This window comes from Sedimenticola hydrogenitrophicus, assembly GCF_029017505.1.
Taxonomy (GTDB): Bacteria; Pseudomonadota; Gammaproteobacteria; order Chromatiales; family Chromatiaceae; genus Sedimenticola; species Sedimenticola hydrogenitrophicus_A.
The window spans coordinates 26,065-50,946 of record NZ_JAQGEI010000031.1 but is presented as its reverse complement, the minus strand read 5'-3'; the positions used below and the strand labels follow the sequence as shown (position 1 = coordinate 50,946).

25 protein-coding genes are annotated in these 24,882 nt (G+C 64.5%); 12 read left to right on the top strand and 13 right to left on the bottom strand.

Features of this window, described 5'->3' with window-relative positions; genetic code table 11:
• Positions 1-42 precede the first annotated feature (42 nt).
• The 4 genes from O9K64_RS17545 to O9K64_RS17530 all read right to left on the bottom strand — a co-directional run bounded on the left by O9K64_RS17545 (position 43) and on the right by O9K64_RS17530 (position 5,075).
• On the bottom strand, positions 43-1,698 hold the full coding sequence (locus O9K64_RS17545) for a GGDEF domain-containing protein (protein WP_275099408.1): 1,656 nt from the start codon (positions 1,696-1,698) through the stop codon (positions 43-45).
• Positions 1,698-2,816, bottom strand: a complete 1,119-nt coding sequence (locus O9K64_RS17540) for a substrate-binding domain-containing protein (protein ID WP_275099407.1) — start codon at positions 2,814-2,816, stop codon at positions 1,698-1,700. The genes O9K64_RS17545 and O9K64_RS17540 overlap by 1 nt, the downstream gene beginning before the upstream one ends.
• A gap of 97 nt (positions 2,817-2,913) precedes the next feature.
• Positions 2,914-3,963 (bottom strand): sensor histidine kinase, encoded by a 1,050-nt coding sequence (locus O9K64_RS17535; RefSeq protein WP_275099406.1) that lies wholly within the window; start codon positions 3,961-3,963, stop codon positions 2,914-2,916.
• Positions 3,963-5,075, bottom strand: a complete 1,113-nt coding sequence (locus O9K64_RS17530; RefSeq protein WP_275099405.1) for an FIST N-terminal domain-containing protein — start codon at positions 5,073-5,075, stop codon at positions 3,963-3,965. Before O9K64_RS17530 ends, O9K64_RS17535 begins: the two co-directional genes overlap by 1 nt.
• A gap of 178 nt (positions 5,076-5,253) precedes the next feature.
• On the opposite strand from O9K64_RS17530, the gene O9K64_RS17525 reads away from it, so the two are divergent.
• Both O9K64_RS17525 and O9K64_RS17520 read left to right on the top strand, forming a co-directional pair.
• A complete protein-coding gene (locus O9K64_RS17525) occupies positions 5,254-5,673 on the top strand; it encodes a GNAT family N-acetyltransferase (protein ID WP_275099404.1) in 420 nt (139 codons plus the stop codon).
• 4 nt (positions 5,674-5,677) lie between these two features.
• A complete protein-coding gene (locus O9K64_RS17520; protein WP_275099403.1) occupies positions 5,678-5,938 on the top strand; it encodes a DUF5062 family protein in 261 nt (86 codons plus the stop codon).
• A gap of 465 nt (positions 5,939-6,403) precedes the next feature.
• Here the strand turns inward: O9K64_RS17520 and O9K64_RS17515 are convergent, their stop codons facing one another.
• The 3 genes from O9K64_RS17515 to nifL form a co-directional block, all read right to left on the bottom strand.
• Complete coding sequence (locus O9K64_RS17515; RefSeq protein WP_275099402.1) at positions 6,404-7,552, bottom strand: IS110 family transposase; 1,149 nt, start codon at positions 7,550-7,552, stop codon at positions 6,404-6,406.
• A gap of 139 nt (positions 7,553-7,691) precedes the next feature.
• Positions 7,692-9,254, bottom strand: a complete 1,563-nt coding sequence (gene nifA, locus O9K64_RS17510; RefSeq protein WP_275099401.1) for a nif-specific transcriptional activator NifA — start codon at positions 9,252-9,254, stop codon at positions 7,692-7,694.
• Between the two features lie 4 nt (positions 9,255-9,258).
• Positions 9,259-10,890 carry a nitrogen fixation negative regulator NifL gene (gene nifL / locus O9K64_RS17505; protein ID WP_275099400.1) on the bottom strand — a complete coding sequence of 544 codons (1,632 nt, stop codon included), beginning with the start codon at positions 10,888-10,890 and terminating at the stop codon, positions 9,259-9,261.
• Between the two features lie 438 nt (positions 10,891-11,328).
• On the opposite strand from nifL, the gene rsxA reads away from it, so the two are divergent.
• From rsxA to modC, 9 genes are all read left to right on the top strand, one after another.
• Entirely contained in the window at positions 11,329-11,907 is a 579-nt protein-coding gene (gene rsxA, locus O9K64_RS17500; RefSeq protein WP_275099399.1) for an electron transport complex subunit RsxA, read from the top strand.
• Between the two features lie 12 nt (positions 11,908-11,919).
• Positions 11,920-12,450 (top strand): electron transport complex subunit RsxB, encoded by a 531-nt coding sequence (gene rsxB / locus O9K64_RS17495; RefSeq protein ID WP_275099398.1) that lies wholly within the window; start codon positions 11,920-11,922, stop codon positions 12,448-12,450.
• A 1-nt stretch (position 12,451) separates the two neighbouring features.
• Positions 12,452-13,984 (top strand): electron transport complex subunit RsxC, encoded by a 1,533-nt coding sequence (rsxC, locus tag O9K64_RS17490; RefSeq protein WP_275099397.1) that lies wholly within the window; start codon positions 12,452-12,454, stop codon positions 13,982-13,984.
• Positions 13,981-15,075 carry an RnfABCDGE type electron transport complex subunit D gene (locus O9K64_RS17485; RefSeq protein ID WP_275099396.1) on the top strand — a complete coding sequence of 365 codons (1,095 nt, stop codon included), beginning with the start codon at positions 13,981-13,983 and terminating at the stop codon, positions 15,073-15,075. Before rsxC ends, O9K64_RS17485 begins: the two co-directional genes overlap by 4 nt.
• A complete protein-coding gene (gene rsxG / locus O9K64_RS17480) occupies positions 15,075-15,725 on the top strand; it encodes an electron transport complex subunit RsxG (RefSeq protein WP_275099395.1) in 651 nt (216 codons plus the stop codon). Before O9K64_RS17485 ends, rsxG begins: the two co-directional genes overlap by 1 nt.
• Positions 15,718-16,413 carry an electron transport complex subunit E gene (locus O9K64_RS17475; RefSeq protein ID WP_275099394.1) on the top strand — a complete coding sequence of 232 codons (696 nt, stop codon included), beginning with the start codon at positions 15,718-15,720 and terminating at the stop codon, positions 16,411-16,413. Before rsxG ends, O9K64_RS17475 begins: the two co-directional genes overlap by 8 nt.
• A 292-nt stretch (positions 16,414-16,705) precedes the next feature.
• Positions 16,706-16,966 (top strand): RnfH family protein, encoded by a 261-nt coding sequence (locus O9K64_RS17470; RefSeq protein WP_260292423.1) that lies wholly within the window; start codon positions 16,706-16,708, stop codon positions 16,964-16,966.
• Between the two features lie 34 nt (positions 16,967-17,000).
• Positions 17,001-17,675 carry a molybdate ABC transporter permease subunit gene (modB, locus tag O9K64_RS17465; protein WP_275099393.1) on the top strand — a complete coding sequence of 225 codons (675 nt, stop codon included), beginning with the start codon at positions 17,001-17,003 and terminating at the stop codon, positions 17,673-17,675.
• Between the two features lie 72 nt (positions 17,676-17,747).
• Complete coding sequence (modC, locus tag O9K64_RS17460; protein WP_275099392.1) at positions 17,748-18,821, top strand: molybdenum ABC transporter ATP-binding protein; 1,074 nt, start codon at positions 17,748-17,750, stop codon at positions 18,819-18,821.
• An 11-nt stretch (positions 18,822-18,832) separates the two neighbouring features.
• On the opposite strand, the gene O9K64_RS17455 is transcribed toward modC, so the two are convergent.
• The 6 genes from O9K64_RS17455 to O9K64_RS17430 all read right to left on the bottom strand — a co-directional run bounded on the left by O9K64_RS17455 (position 18,833) and on the right by O9K64_RS17430 (position 24,210).
• On the bottom strand, positions 18,833-19,276 hold the full coding sequence (locus tag O9K64_RS17455) for a PaaI family thioesterase (RefSeq protein WP_275099391.1): 444 nt from the start codon (positions 19,274-19,276) through the stop codon (positions 18,833-18,835).
• Positions 19,277-19,527: 251 nt separating this feature from the next.
• A complete protein-coding gene (locus tag O9K64_RS17450; protein ID WP_275099390.1) occupies positions 19,528-20,238 on the bottom strand; it encodes an ABC transporter ATP-binding protein in 711 nt (236 codons plus the stop codon).
• A 1-nt stretch (position 20,239) separates the two neighbouring features.
• Positions 20,240-21,442: an ABC transporter permease gene (locus tag O9K64_RS17445; protein ID WP_275099389.1), complete on the bottom strand. Its 1,203-nt coding sequence runs from the start codon at positions 21,440-21,442 to the stop codon at positions 20,240-20,242.
• Positions 21,439-22,590 (bottom strand): efflux RND transporter periplasmic adaptor subunit, encoded by a 1,152-nt coding sequence (locus O9K64_RS17440; RefSeq protein WP_275099388.1) that lies wholly within the window; start codon positions 22,588-22,590, stop codon positions 21,439-21,441. Before O9K64_RS17440 ends, O9K64_RS17445 begins: the two co-directional genes overlap by 4 nt.
• Positions 22,587-23,195, bottom strand: coding sequence for a TetR/AcrR family transcriptional regulator (locus O9K64_RS17435; RefSeq protein ID WP_275099387.1), 609 nt, complete (start codon positions 23,193-23,195; stop codon positions 22,587-22,589). Before O9K64_RS17435 ends, O9K64_RS17440 begins: the two co-directional genes overlap by 4 nt.
• Before the next feature lie 133 nt (positions 23,196-23,328).
• Positions 23,329-24,210: a LysR family transcriptional regulator gene (locus O9K64_RS17430; protein WP_275099386.1), complete on the bottom strand. Its 882-nt coding sequence runs from the start codon at positions 24,208-24,210 to the stop codon at positions 23,329-23,331.
• Positions 24,211-24,353: 143 nt separating this feature from the next.
• Between O9K64_RS17430 and O9K64_RS17425 the strand changes: the two genes are divergently transcribed.
• Entirely contained in the window at positions 24,354-24,719 is a 366-nt protein-coding gene (locus tag O9K64_RS17425) for a TusE/DsrC/DsvC family sulfur relay protein (RefSeq protein WP_275099385.1), read from the top strand.
• Positions 24,720-24,882 lie beyond the last annotated feature (163 nt).

Here is a 24,882-nt window from a genome sequence, read left to right as displayed (position 1 = left end):
CGGGAATTGCGGGGCTCATAACGGTGCACCGTGCAGCCACCCTCAAGCGGCGTTCTCGGCGTCTGGATTCCAGCATACCAGGCGGTTGCGCCCGTCGGATTTTGCCCTGTACAGCGCCTGATCCGCCCGCTTCAGGGCTTCTTCGATGGTAACGCGGCTGAGATCGACCTGCACCATGCCGATACTCAAGGTAAACCGCAACTGCTCCCCGCCGCCCAAGGGGATCCGTAACGCCTCGACCGCCTTGCGGATGCGTTCCCCCGCCGCCATACCGGGAGCGCAATCGGTATCCGGCAGCAACAGCACGAACTCTTCGCCCCCATAACGGGCAAACAGATCCAGGGGGCGAATCGACCCCAGGCAGGTTTGGGCGCAGGCTTTCAACGCCCGATCCCCCGTATCATGGCCATGGGTATCATTGACGACTTTGAAGCGGTCGATATCCAGCATCAGTAGGCAGGCCGGTTTGGCATCGCGTTTGCTCTGTTCGGCGACGAGCGCCGCCCGTTCAAGAAAGCGTCTGCGGTTATCCACTCCCGTCAGTTCATCTTCGGTAGCCAACTGCCTGAGCCGCAACGCCTGGGCCAGAAACCCTTCCAGCGCCCTCGCCATGGAGGCAATCTCATCGGTTCCCGCAACCGGAACCAGGGTGTGGGACGACTTGCTGGGAACCCGTTCCATGGCGGCGCTGATCTGGGTCAAGCGATCACCAAAGCCTTTCACTACCAGCTTCCGATGGACAATAAACAGCGCCAAACTGGCCATCAGAATCAAACCCAGGGTCAACCCGATAACCTGCCGCTGGCGGGTCAACAGCGCGTCGGCTCGGAGCTGAAAGTGGTTGAACACCCGGCGGGAGTGGTCGCTGGCGACCGCCGATAACTGGGTCATCTCTTGATTCAGCTGGTTCAGGAACACCGCGATGGCGGCATCCAGCCTGATCTGCTGGCTGCGCAGGGCAAACAGGCCGGCGAAGCGCTCCAATTCAGCGAAGGGGTCGTCCGAGGTCGAGGGCTCGGCCACGTGGCTGAAATGAAAATGGCCGGCGACCTCCTGGAACTGTGCCATGTGCCGCCGGTATCGCTGATGCTGCTCTTCGACGGCGGCTTCCGAGCCGGCCACCAAACCCCGCTCGGCGCTGTTCAGCATCGCCAGCACCGTTCGGTGCCGCACCTCGGGCGGCGCGGCCTCCGCACCCGAAGCGTCCGCGGCGTGTTGGACCGCCATCTCTTGCAACCCCTGTCGGGCCCGTCGGCTCAGAGTCTCCACCTGGGTCTGCAGCAGGAGCCGTTGAGTCGACACCTGAAACACCAGCTGGGCCTGCGTACGTATCGCCTGGCTGGCCCGGTTCAGACTCAGGATATTGGTATGCCCATCTTCCTGGGACATGGCGGCCGTCAACCGCTCAAGCTGTTCCAGCAGATCGCTGGTCGTAGCGAAGTAGAGATTCAACTCCCTGCGATCACGGCCGTTCATCAGGCGATGGATATTGACATCGATGTCCCGGGCCGTGATATCCAGGTGTTTGGCGGCATTGATTTTCGGCAGGGTGTCATCGACAAAACCCTGGGTGGTGGCGAGAATATCGTTAAAGAAAACGATGGTTACCACCCCGCCGCCGCTGAAAATCAATGCCGCCGTCACAAAGACCGCCAGCAGTTTCGAGCGGATGCGATACAGTTTGAAGCAATCGAGCATCAAGGGGCTCCCCCGCTCCAGATGAGGCGATAGTAGTTGCGATAGTCGTTGGCAGGATCGAATACCTGATGAACGTTCATGCTGCCGCGGATATTGTCCCCGGTCACCAGAAAGGGAGGATTTACGTAGCCGCTCGGGGCCACCCCGGAAAAAATCCGGTTCAGCTCATCAACCAGCTGCCATCCCTGCAGAAACAGCGGTTCAGGCACCGTCGCCAACTGGTAGCTGCGGTTGCTGATGCGCATGAATGCAGAAGGACTGCCATCGCCGGCGGACACATTCGCCGGTGCCCCGTCGGGAAAGCGTCCCATCATCACCAGGGTGGCCACGGCATGATCAAAGTAGAGGTCGTTGATCCCCAGGCTGTGGGTCCAGCGCTCACCATAACGCTCGAGTAGCGATTTGGTAATCACCGGCATTGCGCGGGCCGCATCGTTGAGAGCCACATCTTCCACGCTGAGCAGGGAGCAGGCGGCGCAACGGCGAATGATTTCGGCCATTGCCGCGGATTTTTGCAGGGCGATAGCGAATCGGCTATCGGTGAAGATCACCACGCCCGCCTTTCCCTGCGAATCTTCAATCACGTACTCCGCGGCCCGGCGGGCAACGCTCAGCGAATCGGTGGTGACATTGAACAGAACCGGCGTCCCGGCGATGGGCCCGGGGGAAGGCCCCGTATGCCAACCGACCACGGGAATTCCGGCGCGCTGGAAGCGCTGCAGCTGCTCTTTATTGGTCACGGCATCCCCCCCGCCGAAGATCAAACCGTCGGGCTTAAGGGCAAGCGCCCGATCAAAGACCGCTTCGCGCTGGGCATCCGCCAAGCCTATATCCAGAAAATGCACTTGCCAGCCGATCGCTTTCGCGGCTTCGCGCACCGCTTCGCCCACCGTGAGGATACCGGCGTTTCTAAGGTCCTCGGCGATATACACCAGGGTGCGGTTCACCTGGGCGGCGGGCCCGGTCCGGGGCCCATCCCAGACCAAGGGGTCCACTGTCGCCCCCCGCTTCATCGACCCCGGCTCCATTAGCTCAGCGCCCTGCTGCGCCCAGCTCTCTGCGCTCAGCAGCAGGAGCAAAAACCACCAAACCGACTTCCCGTTGATTCTGTTCTTCATCAATAAGCCCCTCAGTGAGTGTACGCCCGGGTTGCCATAACATGCTTTTCCGTATTGGCCGGGCCGCCAAGGTCGACCGCGCCCGGGGCCGGGCGCCTCAGGAAGCCATCGGCAGCCGCACGGTAAAGATGGTTCCCTGGCCGGGTGCGGAGTCGACTGTCAATTCGCCATGGTGCTTGTCCGTCACCACGTGGTAGACGATGGCCAGTCCCTGCCCGGATCCCCGACCCACCTCCTTGGTGGTAAAGAAGGGCTCGAATATTTTCTGTCGCAACTCCATTGGTACCCCGCAGCCATTATCCTGAACCTGAATCTCGGCCCAGTCGCCGTCGCACCGGGTGGCGATGCGGATGAGCCCCATTTTGTCACCCGCGGTTTTGCCGTCGGCAATGGCGTGGGCGGCGTTGACAATGAGGTTCAACAGGACCTGGCCGAGTTCATCCTTGAGCCCGAGCACCGAGGACATTACGGGATCGAGTTCTGTTTCCAGTTCGGCGATCAGTTTCCACTCGTTGCGGCAGATCTCCACGGTGGAGCGGATGAGATGATTCAAGTCCACCGGCTGCATGATGCCGCCGCTGGGGTGGGCGAACTCTTTCATTGCGCCGACAATGCCGGAGATGCGTTTTACGCCATCCTTGCACTCCTTCAGGGCACGCGGTATCTCCTCTTTCAGGTAATGATAATCGGCCAGTTCCATGGCCCGGGCGAGCGTGCTTCGGCACTCTGGCGGGGATTCGCCATCGGGTGTTTCGGCCAACATCGATTCGCACAGCTGCAGGGCCTGCAGCAGGTCGGCAAACGATTCGGTGATGAACGTGATGTTGTCGCCCACGTACTGGGTCGGTGTGTTGATTTCGTGGGCGATGCCGGAGGCGAGCTGGCCGATGGCCTGAAGTTTCTGGGCCTGCAACAGTTCCGACTGGGCGGCCTTCAGCTCCGTCAGGGCGCGTTCCAGTTCTATGCGGTGGGCTTCAAGCTCCCGCGTGCGGGTGGTGACCACGTTTTCCAGCACAATGTTCTGCTCAAATAGCGCAAAGCCGGATATGTTGTCGGCAGTCTGTTGTTCCAGTCGTTCCGAGAGTATCCGGATGGTCTTTTCCTGGGCCGCGATTTTTTGCTCCAGCAGATGAACCTGCTCATCCATTACATTTCTCCAATGGCAAGGCCGGTGAATGTCTGGTTCATATGCAGCGCATTGAACTGTTCGCCATAGGTGCTGAAGCCGATCACCCTGTTGCGCGCCAGCAGTTCCCCCACTGGCCCGATCTGTCCGGTCTGCTCGAATTCCAGACGGCGCAGTATGCAGTCACAGCCGATAATCAAACTGGGGTTCGGCACCAGGCGGTGCACGTCGGCGAACGCCTTCTCCGCCGCTTCCAGGGGGCTGACCGCTTCTCCCAGGCGCAGCACGATGCCCTTGGCGATCGCGCAGTAGAAGGTCAGGCTCAGGTCGGCGTTGCATTGCTGTATCGAGCGGACGTAATAGTCCGTGCCCAGTTTGAACATGACCGGAAAACGCGAATAAATTTCCGGTGACAGCTCATCGACCGTGAGTCCCAGGCGCTGTGCATAGGCCAGGGCGGCGGGTTCGCCGTTGAACTCCCGCACCGTGCGGTTTTCCGAGTCGGCCTCGGTGACCACCAGCAGCTCCTTGGTGGGTACGAAATGCTGGAACTTGAAGGCCGCGAACGGGGCATCCGTCTCGAACAGCGCCAACACGGCGGCATTGGACAGGAAGCGCCCATCGGCGTACACAAAAGTGGAATGGAAGGAGAGATCGTCGCCGGCGGATCCGCCGATCAGGGGCATGTCCGGAAAGCAGTGATGCAGCGCCGCCGCCAGCCGCTCTTCCAGGCACGACAGGCCGTCCACCAGCAGTATGCCGAAACGCCGGGTCTCCTTGCGGAGAGGATCGGAGTGGATTTTCTGTCCCAGTGCGGAGACGGCCGCCTGGCACTGGTCCAGTGGATGGATCAGCTCGATCGTCACGGATACCGAGGAGCCGTAGATGCCGGTGGCCTGCAGGCCCCGGCGCTGGTAACCGCCCGGGCCGATATGGCCGGCGGTGGTGCAGCCGAAGACCGGGACCGAAAAGGCCCCGCGGAGCTCGCCGGCCAGCGCTTCCAGGTCGTAGTCTATCGAGACGAAGAGCAGCACGGCCTTGAGGCCGGCGGGGTCAAGTTGCCGTCGGATCTCCTCCACCGCCCGGGATGCATCCCGGGTCTCGGTCAAGGCAGTGTTGCTGTATAGCCCCATGAACCAGTCTCCCGCGCGGAACGTCCGCCTTGTTTCCTTAGCGGCAGGGGGGCGCCCGCCTTGAAGGGCGTGCTGCAAAGTTCCTGAATGCCCCGGGCGTTGCGCAAAGTTGTTGCGAAGTCACCCTTATTCGTGTTCAGTTGGTTCGCACCACCCTGTGAATTGCAAGAGGAGAGCGATGAGTATCGAATACAGGATCAACGCAGCGGTTTCCACCGATCAATTCATCAACCTGCTGGTTCATTCAACACTGGGAGAGCGCCGGCCAATCGATGATCGTGAGTGCATGGAAGGCATGTTGAACAACAGCAACCTGACGGTCAGCGCCTGGCATGGCGACACGCTGGTCGGCATGGCCCGTTCGATGACGGATTTTCATTATGCCTGTTATCTATCCGACCTGGCGGTGCATCTCGACTACCAGAGACGCGGCATAGGCAAGCAGCTGCAAATCATTACCCAGGGTCAATTGGGTCCGAAATGCAATCTGATTCTGCTGGCGGCGCCGGCGGCAAATTCATATTACGGACATATCGGTTACAGCAACAACCCGCGGTGCTGGGTTATTGCCCGCAATCAGCCGATCGGTAGCGAGTAGATCGATGAAGAAGATCAAGAATGAGAAGGAGCTGCTGAAAGAGGCCATCCGTGTGGGCATGATCTATGCCGAGAAACGGGGAGCCGCCGAGTTTGATGCCACCGATTCACAACAGCTCAAGGTGGAGTTCCTCTACAAGCTGCTGGTCCACGACAAGCAGATCCAGCCGCTGGCCAAGGACCAGATGGGCGATGCCGGGATGCGCCACAAGCTGGCGATCTGGATCGCCAAATTGCTGCCGGACGATCACCCGCTGAAGCGGTAGCGGGGATGCGCGGCAGGGGTGATTGATGCGGTTCGCAAGCTCACCGCATCCTGCCCCACCGAGTTCTCCGCGTGGGCACAAAAAGCGTGCCCACCCTTCTATGAGGCGAGCCCTGTCAACCCTCCATGAGGTGATTTCGCTTCGTACTACATCTTCATCATGCCGGCCTGTTGCTCACAATCTCACTGCTGTCGAAGCGTGTACTTGAAGGATTTGGTTTGAGCATCTCGTGCAGGATAAATCCTGTCACCACCTTCTATCCGCGCCGGACCCTATGCCGGCCACCCAAAACTGCATACGCCCTCAGGACTGCAGTACAACCAAATGAAGTGCGGCGCCCCTTCTACAACAAACGGTGCTTTACTGTGCACCCAGGGTGGGCTCGGGCAGCCGCAAAACCTTACTCACACGCTTACGACACACTCACTTTCTTGTATCAACCTCGTCCGCGACACTCACTCAAGCTCAGATCGCGGCCTTGAGTACCGCTCCCTCCGGCAGCAGACCCGTCTCCAGGTATCGCCACAACGCCACCAACAGCTTGCGGGCCAGCGCCACAATTCCTACTCGGCGATGCCGCTTTCCCGTGCCGCCAAAGCGTTCGCGAAACCAGCGACTGAGCGCACTGTCGGGTTGATAACGCAACCACAGCCAGCTGATCTCCACCGCCAGACTGCGCACCCGGCGGTTGCCCGCCTTGCTGATCCCCTGTTCCCGATGGGTGTCACCGCTCGCATAGGGGGTGCCCGTCAGGCCCGCCAGCGCCCCCACCTGCTTGCCATTACGAAACTGGCGCCAACCGAAAAACTCCATAACAAACACCCAGCCCGCCACCCGGCCAATCCCCTTGAGTTGCCTCAGCTGGCGGACCATCGCCAACGGCCTGCCCGATTCACCCGCCGCGCGCACCCGTCGGTCCTGCTCCTTCTCCAGCTGTTCCAATTGGCTGGCGAGTAGCGCCAGGCGCGCGCCCGCACGTTGCAGTTCTCCCCGCAGATCCTCCGCCAGGGGCTGGCCGTCAAAGGTCCGAAAACCCGCCACCTGGGCCGGCCACCCCTTCAGATTCAACTGCTCCAGGCGGATGCCCTGCGCGAACAATAGGCCCTTGATCCGGTTCACCTGGGCACTGCGCTCTTTCTTCAGCCGTTCCGCCTCGCGATGCAGGTGGCGACCCCCCTCCGCCTGGTGATCCGGCACCCGCACCACCTTCCAGACCCGCTCGCCGCCGTGGTGCTGGCGCAGCTTCGACAACAGCATCTCCAGATCCACCCGGTCGGTCTTGGTCCGCCGCGCCCGGCGGCTGACCTCGATACTGGCCGGATCCACTACCAGGTTCTCTATCCCCCAGCTCGTCAACAACCGGTGCAGCCAGAAGCCATCGCGTCCCGCCTCGTAACAGCAGTGGATCACCACCGTCTCCGGTAACTTGAACTTCGCCTTCGCCTCCTCAATGACGGCTTTCAGCCGCGCCACGTCACCGCCTTCCACATTCACCGTCCGGTGCTTGTGTCCGTAACTAAAACCGACCTTCCATTTGGACTTGCTCAGCTCCAAAGCCATGTACAAGGCCGATGCAAATGTCGTATCGTTCATCCGTAGGGCCATCTGGGTCATATCGTTCTCCTGTCCAGTTTTTTCGCCAAAACTCGGAGGATAACCCAGATGGCCCTTCATAGTTTCTACGGGTCTTGTTGGGGTTCGCAGGCTCACCCAAACCTACAAGCCGCACCCCGCTTCGTCAGTCGCGGTTCTATCAAATCTGCCGTACCTTGATGTTCAGGGTCTGGATGCGGTAGCCGATCTGGCGCGGCGTCATGCCCAGGATCCGCGCCGCCTTGGCCTGGACCCAGCCGGCCTGCTCCAGGGCGGCGATGACCCGCTCCCGTTCATCCAGGTCGGGATCGTCGATATCCACGCGGGGTACCGATGCGCCGGAGGCGGGGTTCTGGAAACTGCTCTGCAGTCCGGTCAGACTGATGACGCGGCCGTCGATGCGACCCTCATCGCTCATCACCGCCGCGCGCTCCAGGCAGTTCTCCAGCTCGCGCACATTGCCCGGCCAGTCATAGCGCATCAGCGGACCCAGCGCGCTGTCTTCCAGCACCAGCTCGCGGCCCTGGCTCTTGGCGATCTTGGAGATCAGGAAACGCACCAGATCGGGGATATCCTCGACCCGTTCGCGCAGCGGCGGGGTGTTGATCGGCATGACGTTGAGCCGGTAGTAGAGGTCCTCGCGGAAATGGCCCGCCTGCACCTCGGACTCCAGGTTCTTGTTGGTGGCGGCCACCACCCGCACATCCACCACGTTGGTGCGGTTGCCACCGACCCGCTCGAACTCCCCCTCCTGCAGCACCCGCAGCAGTTTGGTCTGGAAGGCGGGGGTGATTTCGCCGATCTCGTCGAGGAAGATGGTGCCGCCGTGGGCCTGCTCGAAACGTCCCTTGCGCTGGCTGATCGCCCCGGTGAAGGCGCCCTTCTCGTGGCCGAACAGTTCCGACTCCAGCAGGGTGTCGGGCAGGGCCGCGCAGTTGAGCTTGATGAACGGTCCGTTGGCGCGCGGCGAGTTGTAGTGGATGGCGTTGGCGATCAGCTCCTTGCCGGTACCCGACTCGCCCCGCACCAGTACCGTGGTGTTCCACTTCGCCACCTGGCGGATCTGGTCGAACACCAGGCGCATGCTGCGGGTGTGTCCCACCATGTTGGAAAAACCGTGCTCACCGCGCACCTTGCGGCGCAGCGAGTCGCGCTCGCTCTTCAGCGCGAGCTGTTCGTCCTCGACCTTGCGCGCCAGCCGCACGCTCTGGCCGATTAGATTGGCCACCATCTCCAGAAATTGCTGCTGCCGGGCCAGGGGGCTGAAACCGCCCTGCGGCTGGGCCGCCAGCACGCCCGTGGTTTGTCCGGCGATGGAGATCGGCACCCCGATGAAGGGCAGTTCCGGGTGGTAAACCCCCAGGCGATCGAGAAAGCGGTCCTCGTCCGAGAGCCGTTCGATCACCACCGGTTCGCCCCCCTCCATGATGGCGCCGACGATACCCTCGCCCGGCTTGTAATGGATCTGGTTGAAGGGCGCCGGGTTCTCATGCAGCGCGGTAACCAGCAGGTTGCCGCTGGCCTCGTCCAGCAGGGCGATCATGCCGTGGCGCAGCCCGTTGGTATCGTTCAGGGTGCGCAGCACCTCCTGCAGCGTCTCGCGAAAATCGAGCGAGCGGCTGAGCACCTGGCTCACCAGGTAGAGACTCTCCAGCGTGGTTTCCAGGATCTTGCAGTCCGGGCCCAGCTTTCCCGCTGCGGCCGATTTATCGGTTACACACATCACCTCAAACTCCTCCCATCCCGTTGATGGGCAGTCTCACGAAGACCCGGCAGCCACCGCAGAAATCGGCATCGATCTCGATACTGCCGCCGTGTCCCAGTATCACTTCCTGCGCCATGGTCAGGCCCATGCCGGCGTGCTCGCCGGCGCGCGACCAGCCGCAGAAAAACGGCTCAAATACCTTCAGGCGCATCGCTTCCGGGATGCCCGGCCCGTTGTCCATCACCTCGACCACCAGCTCCTGGTCCAGCTGCCGGGTCTGCAGGCGGATCTCCCGGTAGTCCTGGCCGGACTCGTTCACCGCCTGGATGGCGTTGTCGATGAGATACTTGAACAGGCCGCGCAGGGCGTTGGGCCGGCCGGTCACGCTCGACAGCACCGTGGCCGGGCGCCAGTCCACCACCACCCCCGAGGCCAGCAGCCGCTCGGTCGACAGCCGCATCACCTCGTGCAGGATCTCGTTGATGTTGACCATCGAGGCCTGCTCCGCCGTGCGGCTGGGCAGGGCCGCCTGCAGGCTCTCCATCGCCTCGTTGCCGCTCTCCAGGGCCTGGTGCAGCACCTGGCAGACGCCGCACTGATCGGACCCCGTACCGGGCATGGCCAGGGCCGCGCGGATGATGTTGAACGGCACCTGCATCTTGAAGATGGCGCCCGAGATCGCCTCGCGCATGGTCTCCACCATCTGCTGTTCCGCCATGCCGGCGCGGATCATGTTCAGCCGCACCTCGTTGATGCGCTTGCGGCTGCCGGTCACCTCGTTGGCGATCAACAGCAGGCAGTAGCGTGTCTGCTCCTGCTGTTTGAAATAGTTCTGCGCCGCCTCGTCCAGTTCATCGACCCGCACCGCCGAGCAGCTGAACCACCTTGGTGCAGCACTGCCCGCCAGGTCTAGGCGGATCTCCACATTGGTAAAGCCCTTGCCGGTGCGGCAGGCACCGGCAAGGTCGAAATCGATCTGCTGCTCCAGGGCATCGAGGAACAGCCCGGCCGGCTCCACGCCCCGGCAATCCCCCAGCAGCGCCTTGTAGGCGTGGTTATCCAGTAGCACCTTGCGCTCGGCGGTAATCATCGCCACCACCATGGGCGCCGCATCCAGGGCCGCCTCGGTCAGGCTCTTCTGAAACTTCAGCCGCTGTCCAAGTTGATGCACCGCTGTAATATCCCGGTGCATGCCAAGGTAATAGCTGACCTCCCCACCGGGGGTGAGTACCGGGGAGATCACCAGCTCGGCCAGGTACTCCTCCTTGCACTTTTTGTGATTGACCAGGGTGCCCTGCCAGACCTGTCTTGCCTGGATGGTCTTCCATAACTCCTGGTAGACACTGAGCGGGGTCGAGCGGCTGGAAAGCATCGATTCGTTGTGCCCGATCACCTCGTCCCGCTGATACCCGGTCAACGCCTCAAAGGCATGATTTACATAGAGTATTCTGGCTGACGCATCGGTAATTGAGATGGCCACCGGGGCCTGTTCCACGGTCTCGAGGAACAGCTTCGGCGGCAGGAACCGGCCACCGCCGAAGCTGTTGAACGCCTCGATGATTTCCGCCGGGGTACCCTCGGGCGGGGCGGCCAGAAAGCGGCTGATGGCGTCCATCACCTCACCACTGGCGGCGCTGGATTTTTGCTGGATCATGGCGGTGCTTCCCAAATGCCGATAGTTCATTACCCGGGCTGTAGCAAAAGGCATACCACCTATTGAGCAGGTCTGTTAAGGGGTCACAATCCCGTAGGGGCAACCCCCCGTGGTTGCCCTTCTGTTCACCGCGCCATCGACCCGGGCAGGCACAGGGGCCTGCCCCTACCCTCCTGTTAAGGGATCACCTGTCGACAACCCGACAAACAGACCTGTGGCGTCTGTAACAAACCCGACATGTCGCGCCCCGGCAGTTTTCCCGCCGCGAGCCCGCCGGCGTCCGCCCGGTGGCCCCCTGCCCGACCGAATAACCCATTCAAATCAGTGCAATAACCGAACAAAACCGCACCGCGTCGAGCCACGCCAAGGGCACCCCACGGGCGACTGGCATACTCCTTGCGATGGCTCGTTTGTCTTATCAACGAATCCGTACAGTCGATGGAATACTTTCTGATCATCCTTTCCAGCGCCCTGGTCAACAATGTGGTGCTGGTCAAGTTTCTCGGGCTCTGCCCCCTGATGGGGGTGTCGAACAAGCTCGACTCCGCCCTGGGCATGGGCCTGGCGACCACCTTCGTACTGACCCTGGCCGCCTTCGCCGGCTGGCTGCTGGAGCATTTCGTGCTCACCCCGCTGGATCTCGGTTTCCTGCGCATCCTCACCTTCATCCTGGTGATCGCGGTGGTGGTTCAGTTCACCGAACTGGCGATCCGCAAGACCTCGCCGGCACTCTACCAGGTGCTGGGGATCTTCCTGCCGCTGATCACCACCAACTGTGCGGTGCTCGGCGTGGCGCTGCTCAATTCACAGCAGGAGAACAGCCTGCTGGAGAGCCTGCTGTTCGGTTTCGGCTCGGCCCTGGGCTTCACCCTGGTGCTGGTGATGTTCACCGGGCTGCGCGAGCGGCTGGCGCTGGCCAATGTACCGGCCGCCTACAGGGGCACGCCCATCGCCTGCGTGGTGGCCGGGCTGCTGTCGCTCGCCTTCATGGGCTTTGCCGGACTGACCACGGCCTAGGGAGATAACGGGATGATTTCAGCCATTTTCATCATTACGGCCATGGGCATCATCATGGGGGCCATACTGGGCGTGGCCGCCACCTACCTGGCGGTGGAGGGCAATCCACTGCAGGCCGAGATCGAAGGACTGCTGCCCGGCTCGCAGTGCGGCCAGTGCGGCTACCTGGGCTGCGCGCCGGCGGCCGCCGCCATCGCCAACGGCGAGGCGCCGGTCACCCTCTGCCCGCCGGGCGGCAAGGCCCTGGTGGAGCAGCTGGCCGAGAAGCTGGGGGTCAGCGTCGATCTCTCCGATGTGGTGGAGCAGGAGCCCCGGGTCGCCTTTGTCCATGAGAACCTCTGTGTCGGCTGCACCAAGTGCCTCAAGCGCTGCCCGACCGATGCCATCCTGGGCGGGCCGAAACAGATCCACGCGGTCTTCATCGACGCCTGTACCGGCTGCGAAAAGTGTTACGAGGTGTGCCCCACCGAGTGCATCGAGATGCGCCCGATCGAGGCGACCCTGCAGACCTGGTACTGGCCGGAACCGGCCCGGGCGGCCTGATATGGATAAAGCGAAGAAGTTCAAGCTGTTCAGTATTCGTGGCGGCGTTCACCCCGAGGACCGCAAGCGGCTGAGCGCCGAGCAGGCGATCGAGCCGCTGCCCATGCCGCCGCTGCTGCATATCCCGCTGCAGCAGCATATCGGCGCGCCGGCCGAGCCGCTGGTCAGGCGTGGCGAAATGGTCAAAAAAGGGGCGTTGCTGGCCCGCAGCCAGGGCGCCATCTCCGCCCCGGTGCATGCACCCACCTCGGGACGCATCATGGGCATCGGCGGTTATCCGGCGCACCACGTCTCCGGGTTGTCGGTGCGCACCATCACCCTCAAACCCGATGGCCGGGAGGAGTGGATCGACAGCCTCGATCCGGTCGCCGAACCCTTCAGCCTGGCACCGGAGGAGATCGCCCGGCGGGTCGCCGAGGCCGGCATCGTCGGCATGGGCGGGGCCACCTTCCCCTCCGCGGTCAAACTCAACCTGCGCCAGCGCTACCGCCTGCACACCCTGGTGATCAACGGTGCCGAGTGCGAACCCTATCTCACCTGTGATGACCGGCTGATGCGCGAGCAGCCCGGGCAGGTGCTCGACGGCGTGCGGCTGATGGCCCGCGGCCTCGGCGTGGAACGGGTGCTGTTCGCCATCGAGGACAACAAGCCGGCCGCCCAGCAGGCGATGCGCGCCGCCGCCCGGGATTACCCCGCCGTCACGGTGGTCGGCCTGCCCACCCGCTACCCGATGGGTTCCGAGAAACACCTGGTGCAGACCCTCACCGGCCGTGAGACCCCGGCCCGGGGACTCACCGCCGAGCTCGGTATCGTGGTGCATAACGTGGCCACCGCGCTGGCGGTATATGAGGCGTTGCGCCATGGCCGCCCGCTGATCTCCCGGGTGATGACGGTGTCCGGGGGGGCGATCCGCACCCCGCGCAACCTGCGGGTGCCGCTGGGCACCCCGCTGTCACACCTGATCGACTACTGCGGCGGTTTCACCCGCGAGCCGAGCCGCTTGATCAGCGGCGGCCCGATGATGGGACAACCGCTGCCCGGCACCCGGGTGCCGGTGGTCAAGGGCAGCAACGGCCTGCTGGCGCTGACCAACGAGGAGGTCCAGGGGGGCCGGGAGATGCCCTGCATCCGCTGCGCCAGTTGTGTCCAGGCCTGCCCGTGCGGCCTGGTACCGCTGGAGATGGCGGCCCACATTCGCGCCGGCAGCCTGGACAGTTCGGTGAGACTGGGCCTGCTCGACTGCATCGCCTGCGGCTCCTGCGCCTATGTCTGCCCCTCCCATATCCCGCTGGTGCACTGTTTCAACTACGCCAAGGGCGAGCTGGCCGCGCGCCAGCGCGCCCAGCACAAGCAGGGCGAGACCAAGCGCCTGGCGGAGGCGCGCAGCGCCCGCATGGAGGCGGCCAAGCAGGCCAAGCGGGCGGCCATGCTGAAACGCAAGCAAGAGCAGGAAGCCAAGAAAGCATCGCCGACCGAGGCCGCGCCGGCTGAAACCACACCAGCTGAAAATGCCCAGGCCGAGGCAAACCCATGACCCTGAAGTCCCCCCGCTCCGCCCCCTATACCCATGCCCGGACCAGCATCGGCCGCACCATGGGGCTGGTGATGCTGGCGCTGCTGCCCGCCACCCTGTTCGGTTTCTACCAGTTCGGCTGGCCAGCGATGTTCCTGTTCGCCAGCACCCTGCTCGCCGCCGTGCTGGCCGAGGCGCTGTCGCTGCGCCTCGCCGGCAAGCCGCCGCGGCCCTTCCTGCTGGACGGCTCCGCCCTGCTCACCGGCTGGCTGCTGGCGCTGACCCTGCCGCCCTGGGCACCCTGGTGGATCGGCGTGGTGGGGTCGCTGCTGGCGATCGTCATCGGCAAGCAGATGTTCGGCGGGATCGGGCAGAACCTGTTCAACCCGGCGATGGTGGCGCGGGTGGCGCTGCTCATCTCCTTCCCCCTGGAGATGACCCTGTTCACCGCCCCCGCGCCGCTGTTCTCGGCCCAGGCGCCGGGGCTGGTGGAGAGCCTGGCCATCACCTTCGGCAACCCGGTCGGGATCGATGCCGTCAGCAGCGCCACCACCCTGGGCCACTTCAAGACAGAACTGGGCCGCGGGGTAAGCCTGGATCAGGCCGCCGCGGGTACTGCCAGCCTGTGGCAACTGATCGGCGGCGAGGCCGCCGGCAGCCTGGGCGAAACCTCCGCCCTGCTGATCCTGTTCGGCGGCCTGTTCCTGCTCTATAAACGCATCATCACCTGGCATATCCCGCTGGCCATGCTGGGCACCCTGGCGCTGCTGGCGAGCCTGTTCCACCTGCTCGATCCCGATCACTATGTCGGCCCCCTGACCCACCTGATGTCGGGCGCCGCCATCCTGGGTGCGTTTTTCATCGCCACCGACCTGGTGACCTCCCCGGTGTCGCTGCGTGGCCAGCTGCTGTTCGGCGCCGGTTGCGGCCTGCTGGTGTATGTCATCCGCACCTGGGCCGGCTATCCCGAAGGCGTCGCCTTCGCGGTGATGCTGATGAACGCCTGCACCCCGCTGATCGATCACTACCTGAAACCGCGCATCTACGGCCGCGACCGCAAGGGCGAGCCGTTGAGCTATACGGAGCAGGCGGAGAAGGGAGGCAATGCCTGATGGCCGGTAAACGCATCCTCTATCCGGCCCTGCTGCTGGGCGGCTTCTCGACCCTGGCCACGGTGCTGCTGGTGGCCGGCAACCTGGTCACCCGCGACGCCATCCAGGAGCGGCAGCGCGAGGACCTGTTGGTCTCGTTGCGCCAGGTGGTGCCGGAAAGTCACTACAGCAACGACCTGCTGGCCGACCCGCTGCAACTGCCCGGACCGGACGGAACGCCCGTCACCATCTATCGGGGCACCCGCGATGGGCAAGTGAGTGCCCTGGCCTACCCGATCAGCAGCCAAGGCTACGCCGGCGAGATCCGCCTGATCCTGGGGCTGGACGCGACCGGAAAGATCCTCGGCGTGCGCGTGCTCACCCATGCCGAGACCCCCGGCCTGGGAGACGGCATCGAGGTGGCGAAGAGCGACTGGATACTCGATTTCAACGGGCTCTCCCTTGGCGATCCGCCACCGGAGCAGTGGAAGGTGAAGAAGGACGGCGGCCGCTTCGACGCCTTCAGCGGCGCCACCATCACCCCGCGTGCCGTGGTGAAGGCGATCGAGAATGGACTGGTTTTCTATCGGCAGCAAAAGACCCGGCTACTGGACCCGCCCCTGAGCAAGGGCCTGCCTGTGGTCCGGGTGGAAGGAGCGACCCATGAGTAGCGACTACCGGCGTATCATCAAAGACGGCATCTGGGACAACAACATCGTGTTCGCCCAGACCCTGGCACTCTGCCCGCTGCTAGCCGTCACCGGCACCGCCAGTAACGGACTGGGCATGGGGCTCGCCTCGACCGCGGTGATGATCGCCTCCGGGCTGCTGATCTCGCTGTTGCGCAACCTCATCACCCCGCAGGTGCGCATCCCGGTGTTCGTGCTCATCATCGCCGTGCTGGTCACCCTGACGGACATGTTCCTGAACGCCTGGCTGCATGACCTGCACAAGGTCCTGGGGCTGTTCATTCCGCTGATTGTCACCAACTGCGCCATCCTCGGGCGTGCCGAGTCCTTCGCCTCGCGCAACCACGCGCTGCCGGCCCTGCTGGACGGGCTGATGATGGGGCTCGGCTTTACACTGGCGCTGGTGATCCTGGGTGCCAGCCGCGAGCTGCTGGGCAGCGGCACCCTGTTTGCCAATGCCGCGCTGCTGCTCGGTTCCTGGGCGCGGTTCCTGGAGCTGGTGCTGATCCCCGATTACAAGGGTTTTCTGCTGATCATCCTGCCTCCCGGCGGTTTTATCGTGCTCGGTTGCCTGCTGGCGGGCAAGCGGCTGATCGACCGGGCGGTGGCGGCGCGGCGCCGGCGCGCGCTGGAAGCCATCGATACGCCGGCCGGCGAAGCGGCCCGGTAGGAGGTAACAGGCCATGAACGTAGGCGTCGCCTATGCAGCCCCGTAGCCTGGATGAAGCCGCCACTACCGAAACAGGCATTAGCGCGAGCACCCGAAGCGGCGCAATCCGGGGGGATTAAAGCAGATGCCCTAAGGCCCCGGATTCCGCCCGCGCGGGGATCCGTGTTATTCGGGCTTTCGTGGGGCGGGCTTCATCCAGGCTACAAGGGACGCAGGATGCAGTGAGCAACCGCATCGATCGAAGTGTACGACTGTATACCCAAATTTACGCTGTACCAGGAGGTATTCGACCATGAACGTAGGCGTCGCCTATGCGGACAGATTCAAGCAGGTGTGGCTCAAACTGGAGGTGCCGGACGGCAGCACCCTGCGCCAGGCCATCGAGCACTCCGGCCTGCTCCGACAGTTCCCGGAGATCGATCTGGAGAAGCAGAAAGTGGGCATCTTCGGCAAGGTGATGAAACTGGACGCCCCGGCCGAGGAGGGCGCGCGCATCGAGATCTACCGCGCCATCACCGCCGACCCGGAACTGGTGGAACGGCGTGATACCTGACCCGCGCCCCGGCGCGCCACCGCGGAGATATTGAATGGCCGTTGACTGGCTGACCGTCTGGCTGACCCTGAAGCTGGCGACCACCACCACCCTGGTACTGCTGCTGCTGGGCACCCCCCTGGCCTGGTGGCTGGCCAACTCGCGGGCTTGGTGGACGGAGTTGATCGGCACCCTGGTGGCCCTGCCGCTGGTGCTGCCACCGACCGTGCTGGGCTTCTACCTGCTGCTGATGCTGGGACCGGACGGCCCGATCGGCGAACTCACCCTGGCGCTGGGTATCGGCACCCTGCCCTTCACCTTCGCCGGTCTGGTGGTCGGCTCGGTGATCTACTCCCTGCCCTTCGTGGTACAGCCGATCCGCAACGCCTTCGAGGCGATGGGGGAGCGCCCCATCGAGGTCGCCGCCACCCTGCGCGCCTCGCCGCTGCGGCGCTTCTTCACGGTCGCCCTGCCCCTGGCCCGGCCCGGTTTTCTCACCGGCGCGGTACTCGGCTTTGCCCATACCGTGGGGGAGTTCGGCGTCATCCTGATGATCGGCGGCAACATCCCCGGCCAGACCCGGGTGATCTCGGTGGCCATCTACGATCACGTGGAGTCGCTGGAGTGGACCCAGGCACACTGGCTCTCCGGCGGTATGCTGCTGTTCTCCTTTCTGGTGGTCTACACCATGTATCTGACCGAGCGGCGGCTGCGCCGGGACCGCGCATGAGTGATATCCCATGCTAGCTACTCACGGGTTGATTGGCCTGCCTTGCCAACCTCACACGATGGCTTGTATCCCATGAATGATATCGAGGTCTCGCTGGCCCACACGCTGGGCGATTTCAGCCTGGAGGTGGTGTTCAACACCCCGGCCAGCGGCGTCACCGCCCTGTTCGGCCACTCCGGCTCGGGCAAGACCAGCGTGCTGCGGGCCATCGCCGGACTGTTGCGGACGGATCATGGCCGCGTTTGCGTCAATGGTGAACTGTGGCAGGACAACGGCCACTTCGTGCCGACCCACCGGCGCCCCCTGGGCTACGTGTTCCAGGAGGCGAGTCTGTTCCCGCACCTCTCGGTGCGCCGCAACCTGGAGTACGGCTGGCGCCAGATCCCGGCCGCGGAGCGCAAGATCGCCTTCGACAGCGCGGTGGAGCTGCTGGGGGTCGGGCCGCTGCTGCAACGGGCCACCCACCGGCTGTCCGGCGGCGAGCGTCAGCGGGTGGCGATCGCCCGGGCGCTGCTCACCTCGCCCCGGCTGCTGCTGATGGACGAACCGCTCTCGGCCCTGGATCATGCCGCCAGGCAGGCCATCCTGCCCTACCTGGAGTCGCTGCATGACGAGTTCGGCATCCCGTCGCTCTATGTCTCCCACGACCCCCGGGAGGTCGCCCGGCTGGCCGACCAGGTGGTGCTGCTGGACCAGGGCAAGGTGGTGGCCTACGGCGAGGCCTCCAGCATGATGACGCGCCTGGATCTCTCGCTGGCGCGCTACGCCGACGCCACCTCCATCCTGGAGGGGAGCATATCGGCCCATGATCCGACCTACCACCTCACCTGGATCGGCATGCTCGGCGGCCGCGTCGCCGTGCCCCGGCAGGAGCTGGCGGTGGGCAAGCGCGCACGGGTGGAGATACAGGCGCGTGATGTCAGCCTGTCGCTGAAGGCCCATTCCGATACCAGCATCATCAATATCCTGCCGGCCCGGGTGGTGGATACCCGGGAGATCAGTCCCAGTCAACTGCTGGTGCGCCTGGAACTGGAAGATGGCCAGACCCTGCTGTCGCGCATCACCCGGCGCTCGGCCATGGGCATCGGCCTGCACGAGGGGTGTCGGCTCTATGCCCAGGTGAAGAGCGTGGCGCTGATCGCCTAGTTGCGGCCGCCCTATTCGGCGTAACCGAGGGCCTCGTCCAAACGGTGCTTGCCCTTGACGAAGATGCCGTTGCCGCGCGCCAGCTCCTGCCCGCGGGCGTTGTAGGCGATCGACTCGGCAATGAACTGGGTGCGGGTCTGGCTGACCACCCGGCCCACCGCGCGCATCTCGCCGCTGACGATCGGCCGGATCAGGTAGGTGGTGAAGGAGGCGGTGAGGACGAACAGCTCCGGCTCCAGGGAGCTGGCGGCGAAGAAGGCCGCGTCGTCCAGCATCTTGAAATAGACCGAGCCGTGCACCGCCCCCGCCGAGTGGTGGTACTCCTCCCGCAGCTCGATGGTGACCTCCGCCCAGCCTTCCGCGACGGTGATCTCCGGCTGGTAGAGCTGGTTGATCGGGGCCGCCAGGTACATGCGCTGCAGGGCGTGATAGTGCGGCGTCATATCGATCGACATGGTACTTCTCCTCGGGTACGGGGGTGTCCGGCCTGGAGACTCCGGGCATTCAGGAAAAAGTCTATCAGAGAGCGGCGAGGGCTGCGCGCCGCGCCGACCGGCCGCCCGATCCTCGAGCAGGAGACGCAGCTCCTCGCCGCTGATATTGACCTGGTTGCGCATGCCTGACTCCCTCGTTGGCCCGTTGAATGGCGGGGTTGAATGGCCGGGTTGAACAGCGGGCGGTGCGTGGCCGGAACAGGGCGGCCCGCCTAATCGAAGCCCCGCCCCTCGCCGGCCTCCTCGTAGGTCACGCCGTCCCGGATGTGGTAGATGCGCCGGAAGGTCGGGATGATCTTCTCATCATGGGTGACGACGATAATGGCGGTCTCGAAGCGGCGTGCCATCCGGTTCAGGATGCGCATCACCCCCAGTGCCCGCTCGCTGTCCAGCGGCGCGGTCGGTTCGTCGGCCAGGATCACCGGCGGCCGGTTGACCAGGCCGCGGGCGATCGCCACGCGCTGCTGCTCGCCGCCGGAGAGCTGCGACGGCATGGCCCGGGCGCGGTGCTGCACATCGAGCCCCTGCAGCAACTCCAGCGCCCGGCGGCGGGATTCCGCGTTCGGCTGTCCGGCCAGCATCGGCAGCAGCGCCACGTTGTCGGTCACATCGAGAAACGGAATCAGGTAGGGGGCCTGGAACACGAAGCCGATCCGGTCACGTCGCAGGGCGCGCAGATCGCCCACTCGCCAGCCGTCGTCGTAGATCACCTCGTCACCCAGGATCATGCGCCCGGCGGTCGGTTCGATGACCGCGCCCAGGCACTTGAGCAGGGTGCTCTTGCCTGACCCCGACGGCCCGATCAGCCCCACCACCTCGCCCGGGGCCACCTGCATATCGACCCCCTTCAGGGCGTCCACGGCGGTATCGCCCCGGCCGTAGCGTTTGGTCAAGCCTTCGATGCGGATACCCTTGCCGCTCATCTCAACCTCCGATCGCTTCGGCCGGGTCGACCTTCAAGGCGGCGCGGATGGCAATCACGCTGGCCAGTACGCAGATCACCATCACCGCACCGAATCCGATCACTGAATCCAGCGGCTGCAGGAGCACGTACTTGGGGAACACCGGCGCCCAGAAGGTGGCGGTGATCTTGCCCACCGCAAAGCCGATCACCCCGAGGGCGATCGCCTGCTGCAGGATCAGCGCGGCGATGGTGCGGTTGCGGGTGCCGATCAGCTTCAACACCGCGATCTCGCGGATCTTGCCCAGCGTCAGGGTGTAGATGATGAAGGCCACGATGGCCGCGCTGACAATGGCCAGGATCACCAGGAACATGCCGATCTGCCGGGCCGAGGTGGCGATCAGCTTGCCGACCAGGATCTCCTCCATCTGCGGGCGGGTGTAGACGGTGAGCCGCTTCCAGCGGCGGATCGAATCGGCCACCGTGGCCGCGGCATGTCCCGGCGCCAGTTGCACCAGCACCGCGTTGACGTAGGGGTTGCTGCTTTGCGAGTCGATCACCGCGTCCAGCAGCCCGGGCACCCCGGGGCGGTTGAAGGCGGGATTGTCGGCGGTGCGCCGACGCTCCTGGCGGATCGCCTCGTTGTCCTTGAGAAACTGCGCCTCCTGGGCATCCCGCAGCGGGATGAACACCATCGGATCGCCGCTGGAGGAGACCATGCGCCGGGTCAGGCCGACCACACGGTAGGCGTTGCGGCGGATCTGGATCCGCTCGCCCAGTTTGAATCCGCTGGCGACATCGGCCACCGCCTCGTAGTGTCCCCGGGTGATCTGCCGCCCGGCCACCAAGTGGGGCGGCCAGCCGGGCAGGCCGCGCTCGCCGGCGGTGATGCCGGTCACCATGGCGCGCACGTCGCGCTCACCCTGGCGTACCTGCATGGTGAGATAGGTGACGTTGGCAACCCGCGCCACCCCGGGCAGACCGCGCACGCCGCGCCACACATCGTCATGCAGGCTGGAGGATTCGGCATAGGGCCCGAGGGTATCCCGCTGCACCACCCAGAGGTCGGCGCCGCTGTTGTCCAGCAGCACCCGGGCGTCGTCCACCATGCCGCGATAGACACCGGCCATGGTCAGGGTGACCCCGATCAGCAGGCCCAGACCGATGCCGGTGAAGACGAACTTGCCCCAGGCATGCAGGATATCGCGGCCGGCCAGGCTGATCACGATCCGGCTCCGGACAGACGCTCCACCGGGGTAATCCGGCTCCGGGCGCTCAGCGCCCGGGCACTGTAGACAACGATACGATCTCCGCTTCTCAGCCCCTCACGCACCTGAACCCGGCCGTCGAGACCGGCAACACCCAGCTCGACCGGGGTGAAACGCAGGTCGCCCCCGCTCACCTGCCAGACCCCGAGACGGCCCTTGACCCGCTGGATCGCGGCATTGGGAATCACCGGCGCGGACGGCAACCCGGGCAGGCTCACCGTCACCTCTGCCAGTTCACCAAGCGGCGGCAACGGATCGGGAAGACGCGCAAAACTCACCTTGGCCAGGGTCTCCTCGGTGACCTGGTCGGCCAGCGGCTCGACCCGCAGCACCTGGCCCGCCAGCCGCTGCCCGGCGCGGGAACGCAGCACGATCCCGGCCGGCAGCGCCGCCCGCAGTCCCTGCGCCTCGGTCTGGTTGAAGCGCACGTTGATCCACAGGCTGTTGGTATCGATCAGCTCCACCACCGCCTGGCCGGCCACCACCGTGGTGCCGGGATCGGCGCCGCGCAGGGTCACCAGACCGTCGGCCGGTGCGACCAGTCGCAGATTGTCGCGTTGCGCCTGCAGCGCCTCCTGTTCCGCGCCGACGCGCACCAGCTCCTCGCGGGCCCCGTCCAGGGCCGCCCCGGTCAACAGCCGTTCCTGCCGTTTGCCGGCCACCACCTCCTCGCTGACCGTATGCGCAGCGAGCAATTTTTCGTATCGCAACGCCTGCGACCGCGCGTAGGCGCGCGCCGCCTCGGCCTCGCGCAACTGCGCCCGGGCGCGTTTCAGTGCCGCCGCCTGGGCCAGCAGCCGGGCCTCCAGGTCCACCGGTTCCATCTCCCCAAGTAGTTGCCCCGCCCGGACCCGATCACCGACCTGCACCTCCAGGCGCTTGACCCGTCCGGCGACCGTGGGGCCGATCCTGTAGCGGTAGCGGGCCTCGACGGTGCCGATGCCGAACAGCGCGGGTGATAGGGTGTGTTCTTCCACGGTAGCCAGGGTGACCGGCACCGGCGCCAGCGGACCGGAACGCACAGCCACGTAGACGAACAGCCCCAGCAGCGGCAACAGCACCGCCAGCAGCCCCAGGGTACGGCCCTGGATCGGCAGCCGTTTCACCGCCCACTCCCGATGCCACGCCGGTAGATGGCAAATACGCGCGGCGCATCACGGCTGATCCGTTGCACATCGCCCGCCAGCAGCGACTGCATCACCAGCCCCTGGATGGTGCCGACAAACAGGCTGACGGCCGCCTCGGTATCGAGCGCCGGATCGAGCTCCCCCGCCGCCTTGCCAGCCTCGATCAGTTTACGCACCCGCTCGCCATAGCGGCCGATCAGGGTCTGCACCATGCGTTTCGGCGCCGTCTCACCGGCGTGCTGCAGCTCGCCGAACAGCATGCGCGGCACCCCCGGGTGCTCCGCCACGAAGCCCACGTGGGCCATGAACATCGCCTCCAGCGCCGCACCGGGGGAATTGACCGACCCGATCGCCTTATCCACCCGCGACAACAGGCGCTCCGCCACCCACTCCATCACCGCGCGCAGGATGGCGTCCTTGTTGGGGAAATGGCGGAACAGCGCGCCCTGGGTGAGCCCCATGCGCTTGGCGATGGCGGCGGTGGTAATGTCGCTGGGATTCTGTTCGGCAGCCAGTTCCACCACCGTCTCGACCGTGATGGCGCGCCGCTCCTCGGCCGGCAGGTGTTTGACATGAAGTGCCATGATTGCTCCCAATAAAGATAGTAATTAGTTACTCACTTTATACCTTTTAATCGTCTTGTCAATCTGCCTGAGCGGAAGAAGACGCCATGCCGTGGGCGGAACAGGGGCCGACGCCCGACCCGAGTGGGTAGAATCAGGCGGGCGGGGCGAGGTCGTCCCGCGACTGCCGCAGGTCCTCCTCGGCCCCCAGTTCACGCAGGCCGGTGATGGCGGTGACGATGTGCGGCTCCTGCCGGTCCAGCGGATAAACCATGTAGACCGGCAGGGTAATCAGCGGGCTGTCCTCCACCGGAAACAGCCGCTGCGCGCGGATCAGGTGGCGCACCAGGCGCATGGGAAAGTAGGCGGAGCCGCCGTGATTGTTGATCAGCTGCATGGCCAGCCAGCCGATATTGACCCGTTGCGCCGAGGTGTCCATATCGGGGAAGCGGGCGGAAAACTGGGCCAGGAATTCCGGCCCCCAATCGACGTGCACATAGCTGGAGTCCTGCCAGCGGCGGTTCGGGGCGCTGGTGATCAAGACCAGCGACTCGCCGAAGATGTACTCCGCGGCGATGGTGGGCCGGCTCTGCGGGGTGTAGAGCACGCCGATATCGATATCCCCCTGCACCAGTCCCTGCATGATCCCCTCCTCGAAGCCGATCTCCAGCCGCAGCGAGATGTCCGGAGCGCTCTGGCGCATCCACTCCACCCAGTGCGGCAGGAATCCGTCCCACAGGGCGATGCGTCCCTGCAGGGTCAGCCCGGCGCTGAAACCGCTGGAGAGCCCCACGTCATGACGCGCCTGCTCATAGGTGCGCACCAGCACCTTGGCGTGGCGCAGAAAGCGCCGCCCGGCCGCCGTCAGTTCGGCCCCGCCCCGGCCGCGGCGGAACAGCGGGGTACCCAACTGCCGCTCCAGGGTCTTGATGCGGGCACTGACGGTCGATTGGGTGATGTGCAACTTACCGGCGGCGTTGACAAAGTTACCGGCGGCGATCACCGCCAGAAAGGTGCGGGCGAACTCGATGTCCATGGATGGCAGCCCTCCTCGGCCAGGTGCGGATGGCCTTATCATATCGAATATTACGATATTAAATAACAATAATATTCGTTTGTTGAATACTGCTCCCCTATTTATACTGGCTCCAGTACCGCCTGCCGCAGCGCGAGGAATCGATGAAAACCAACCCCTTTGCCATACGTACCGAATACGTCACCTTCGATAACCAGCGGATCGCCACCGATCAGGAGGGTTATATCCAGGATTTGGACGACTGGTCTGAAGGCTTTGCCCTGGCGCAGGCGGCAAAAGAGCACCTGACACTGACGGAGGAACATTGGGAGGTGATCCGTTTCATCCGCGATTACTATCACCAGCACCATGTCCAGGCCCAGGTGCGCGACATGATCAAACACTTCAGAAAGGTCTGGGGAAGCGAACGCGGCAACACCCGCTATCTGCACGACATCTTCCCCATGGGTGGGCCGCAGAAACAGGGCAACCGCCTGGCGGGCATCCGCAAGACCAAGGGTGAACACTGAGCATTCATCCGCGCCGCACCCGGCGCCAACCCACCCTCCTCTCCCCGTTTCACCAGCCAGAGCCCTTCACCTCCCCGCCGACCAACAGCGGCTGACGCATCAAATTCGGTGACCGGCCCTGTTGAGAAGGGCGGGAGTCGATTAAACTGGCGCGGTCGATCCG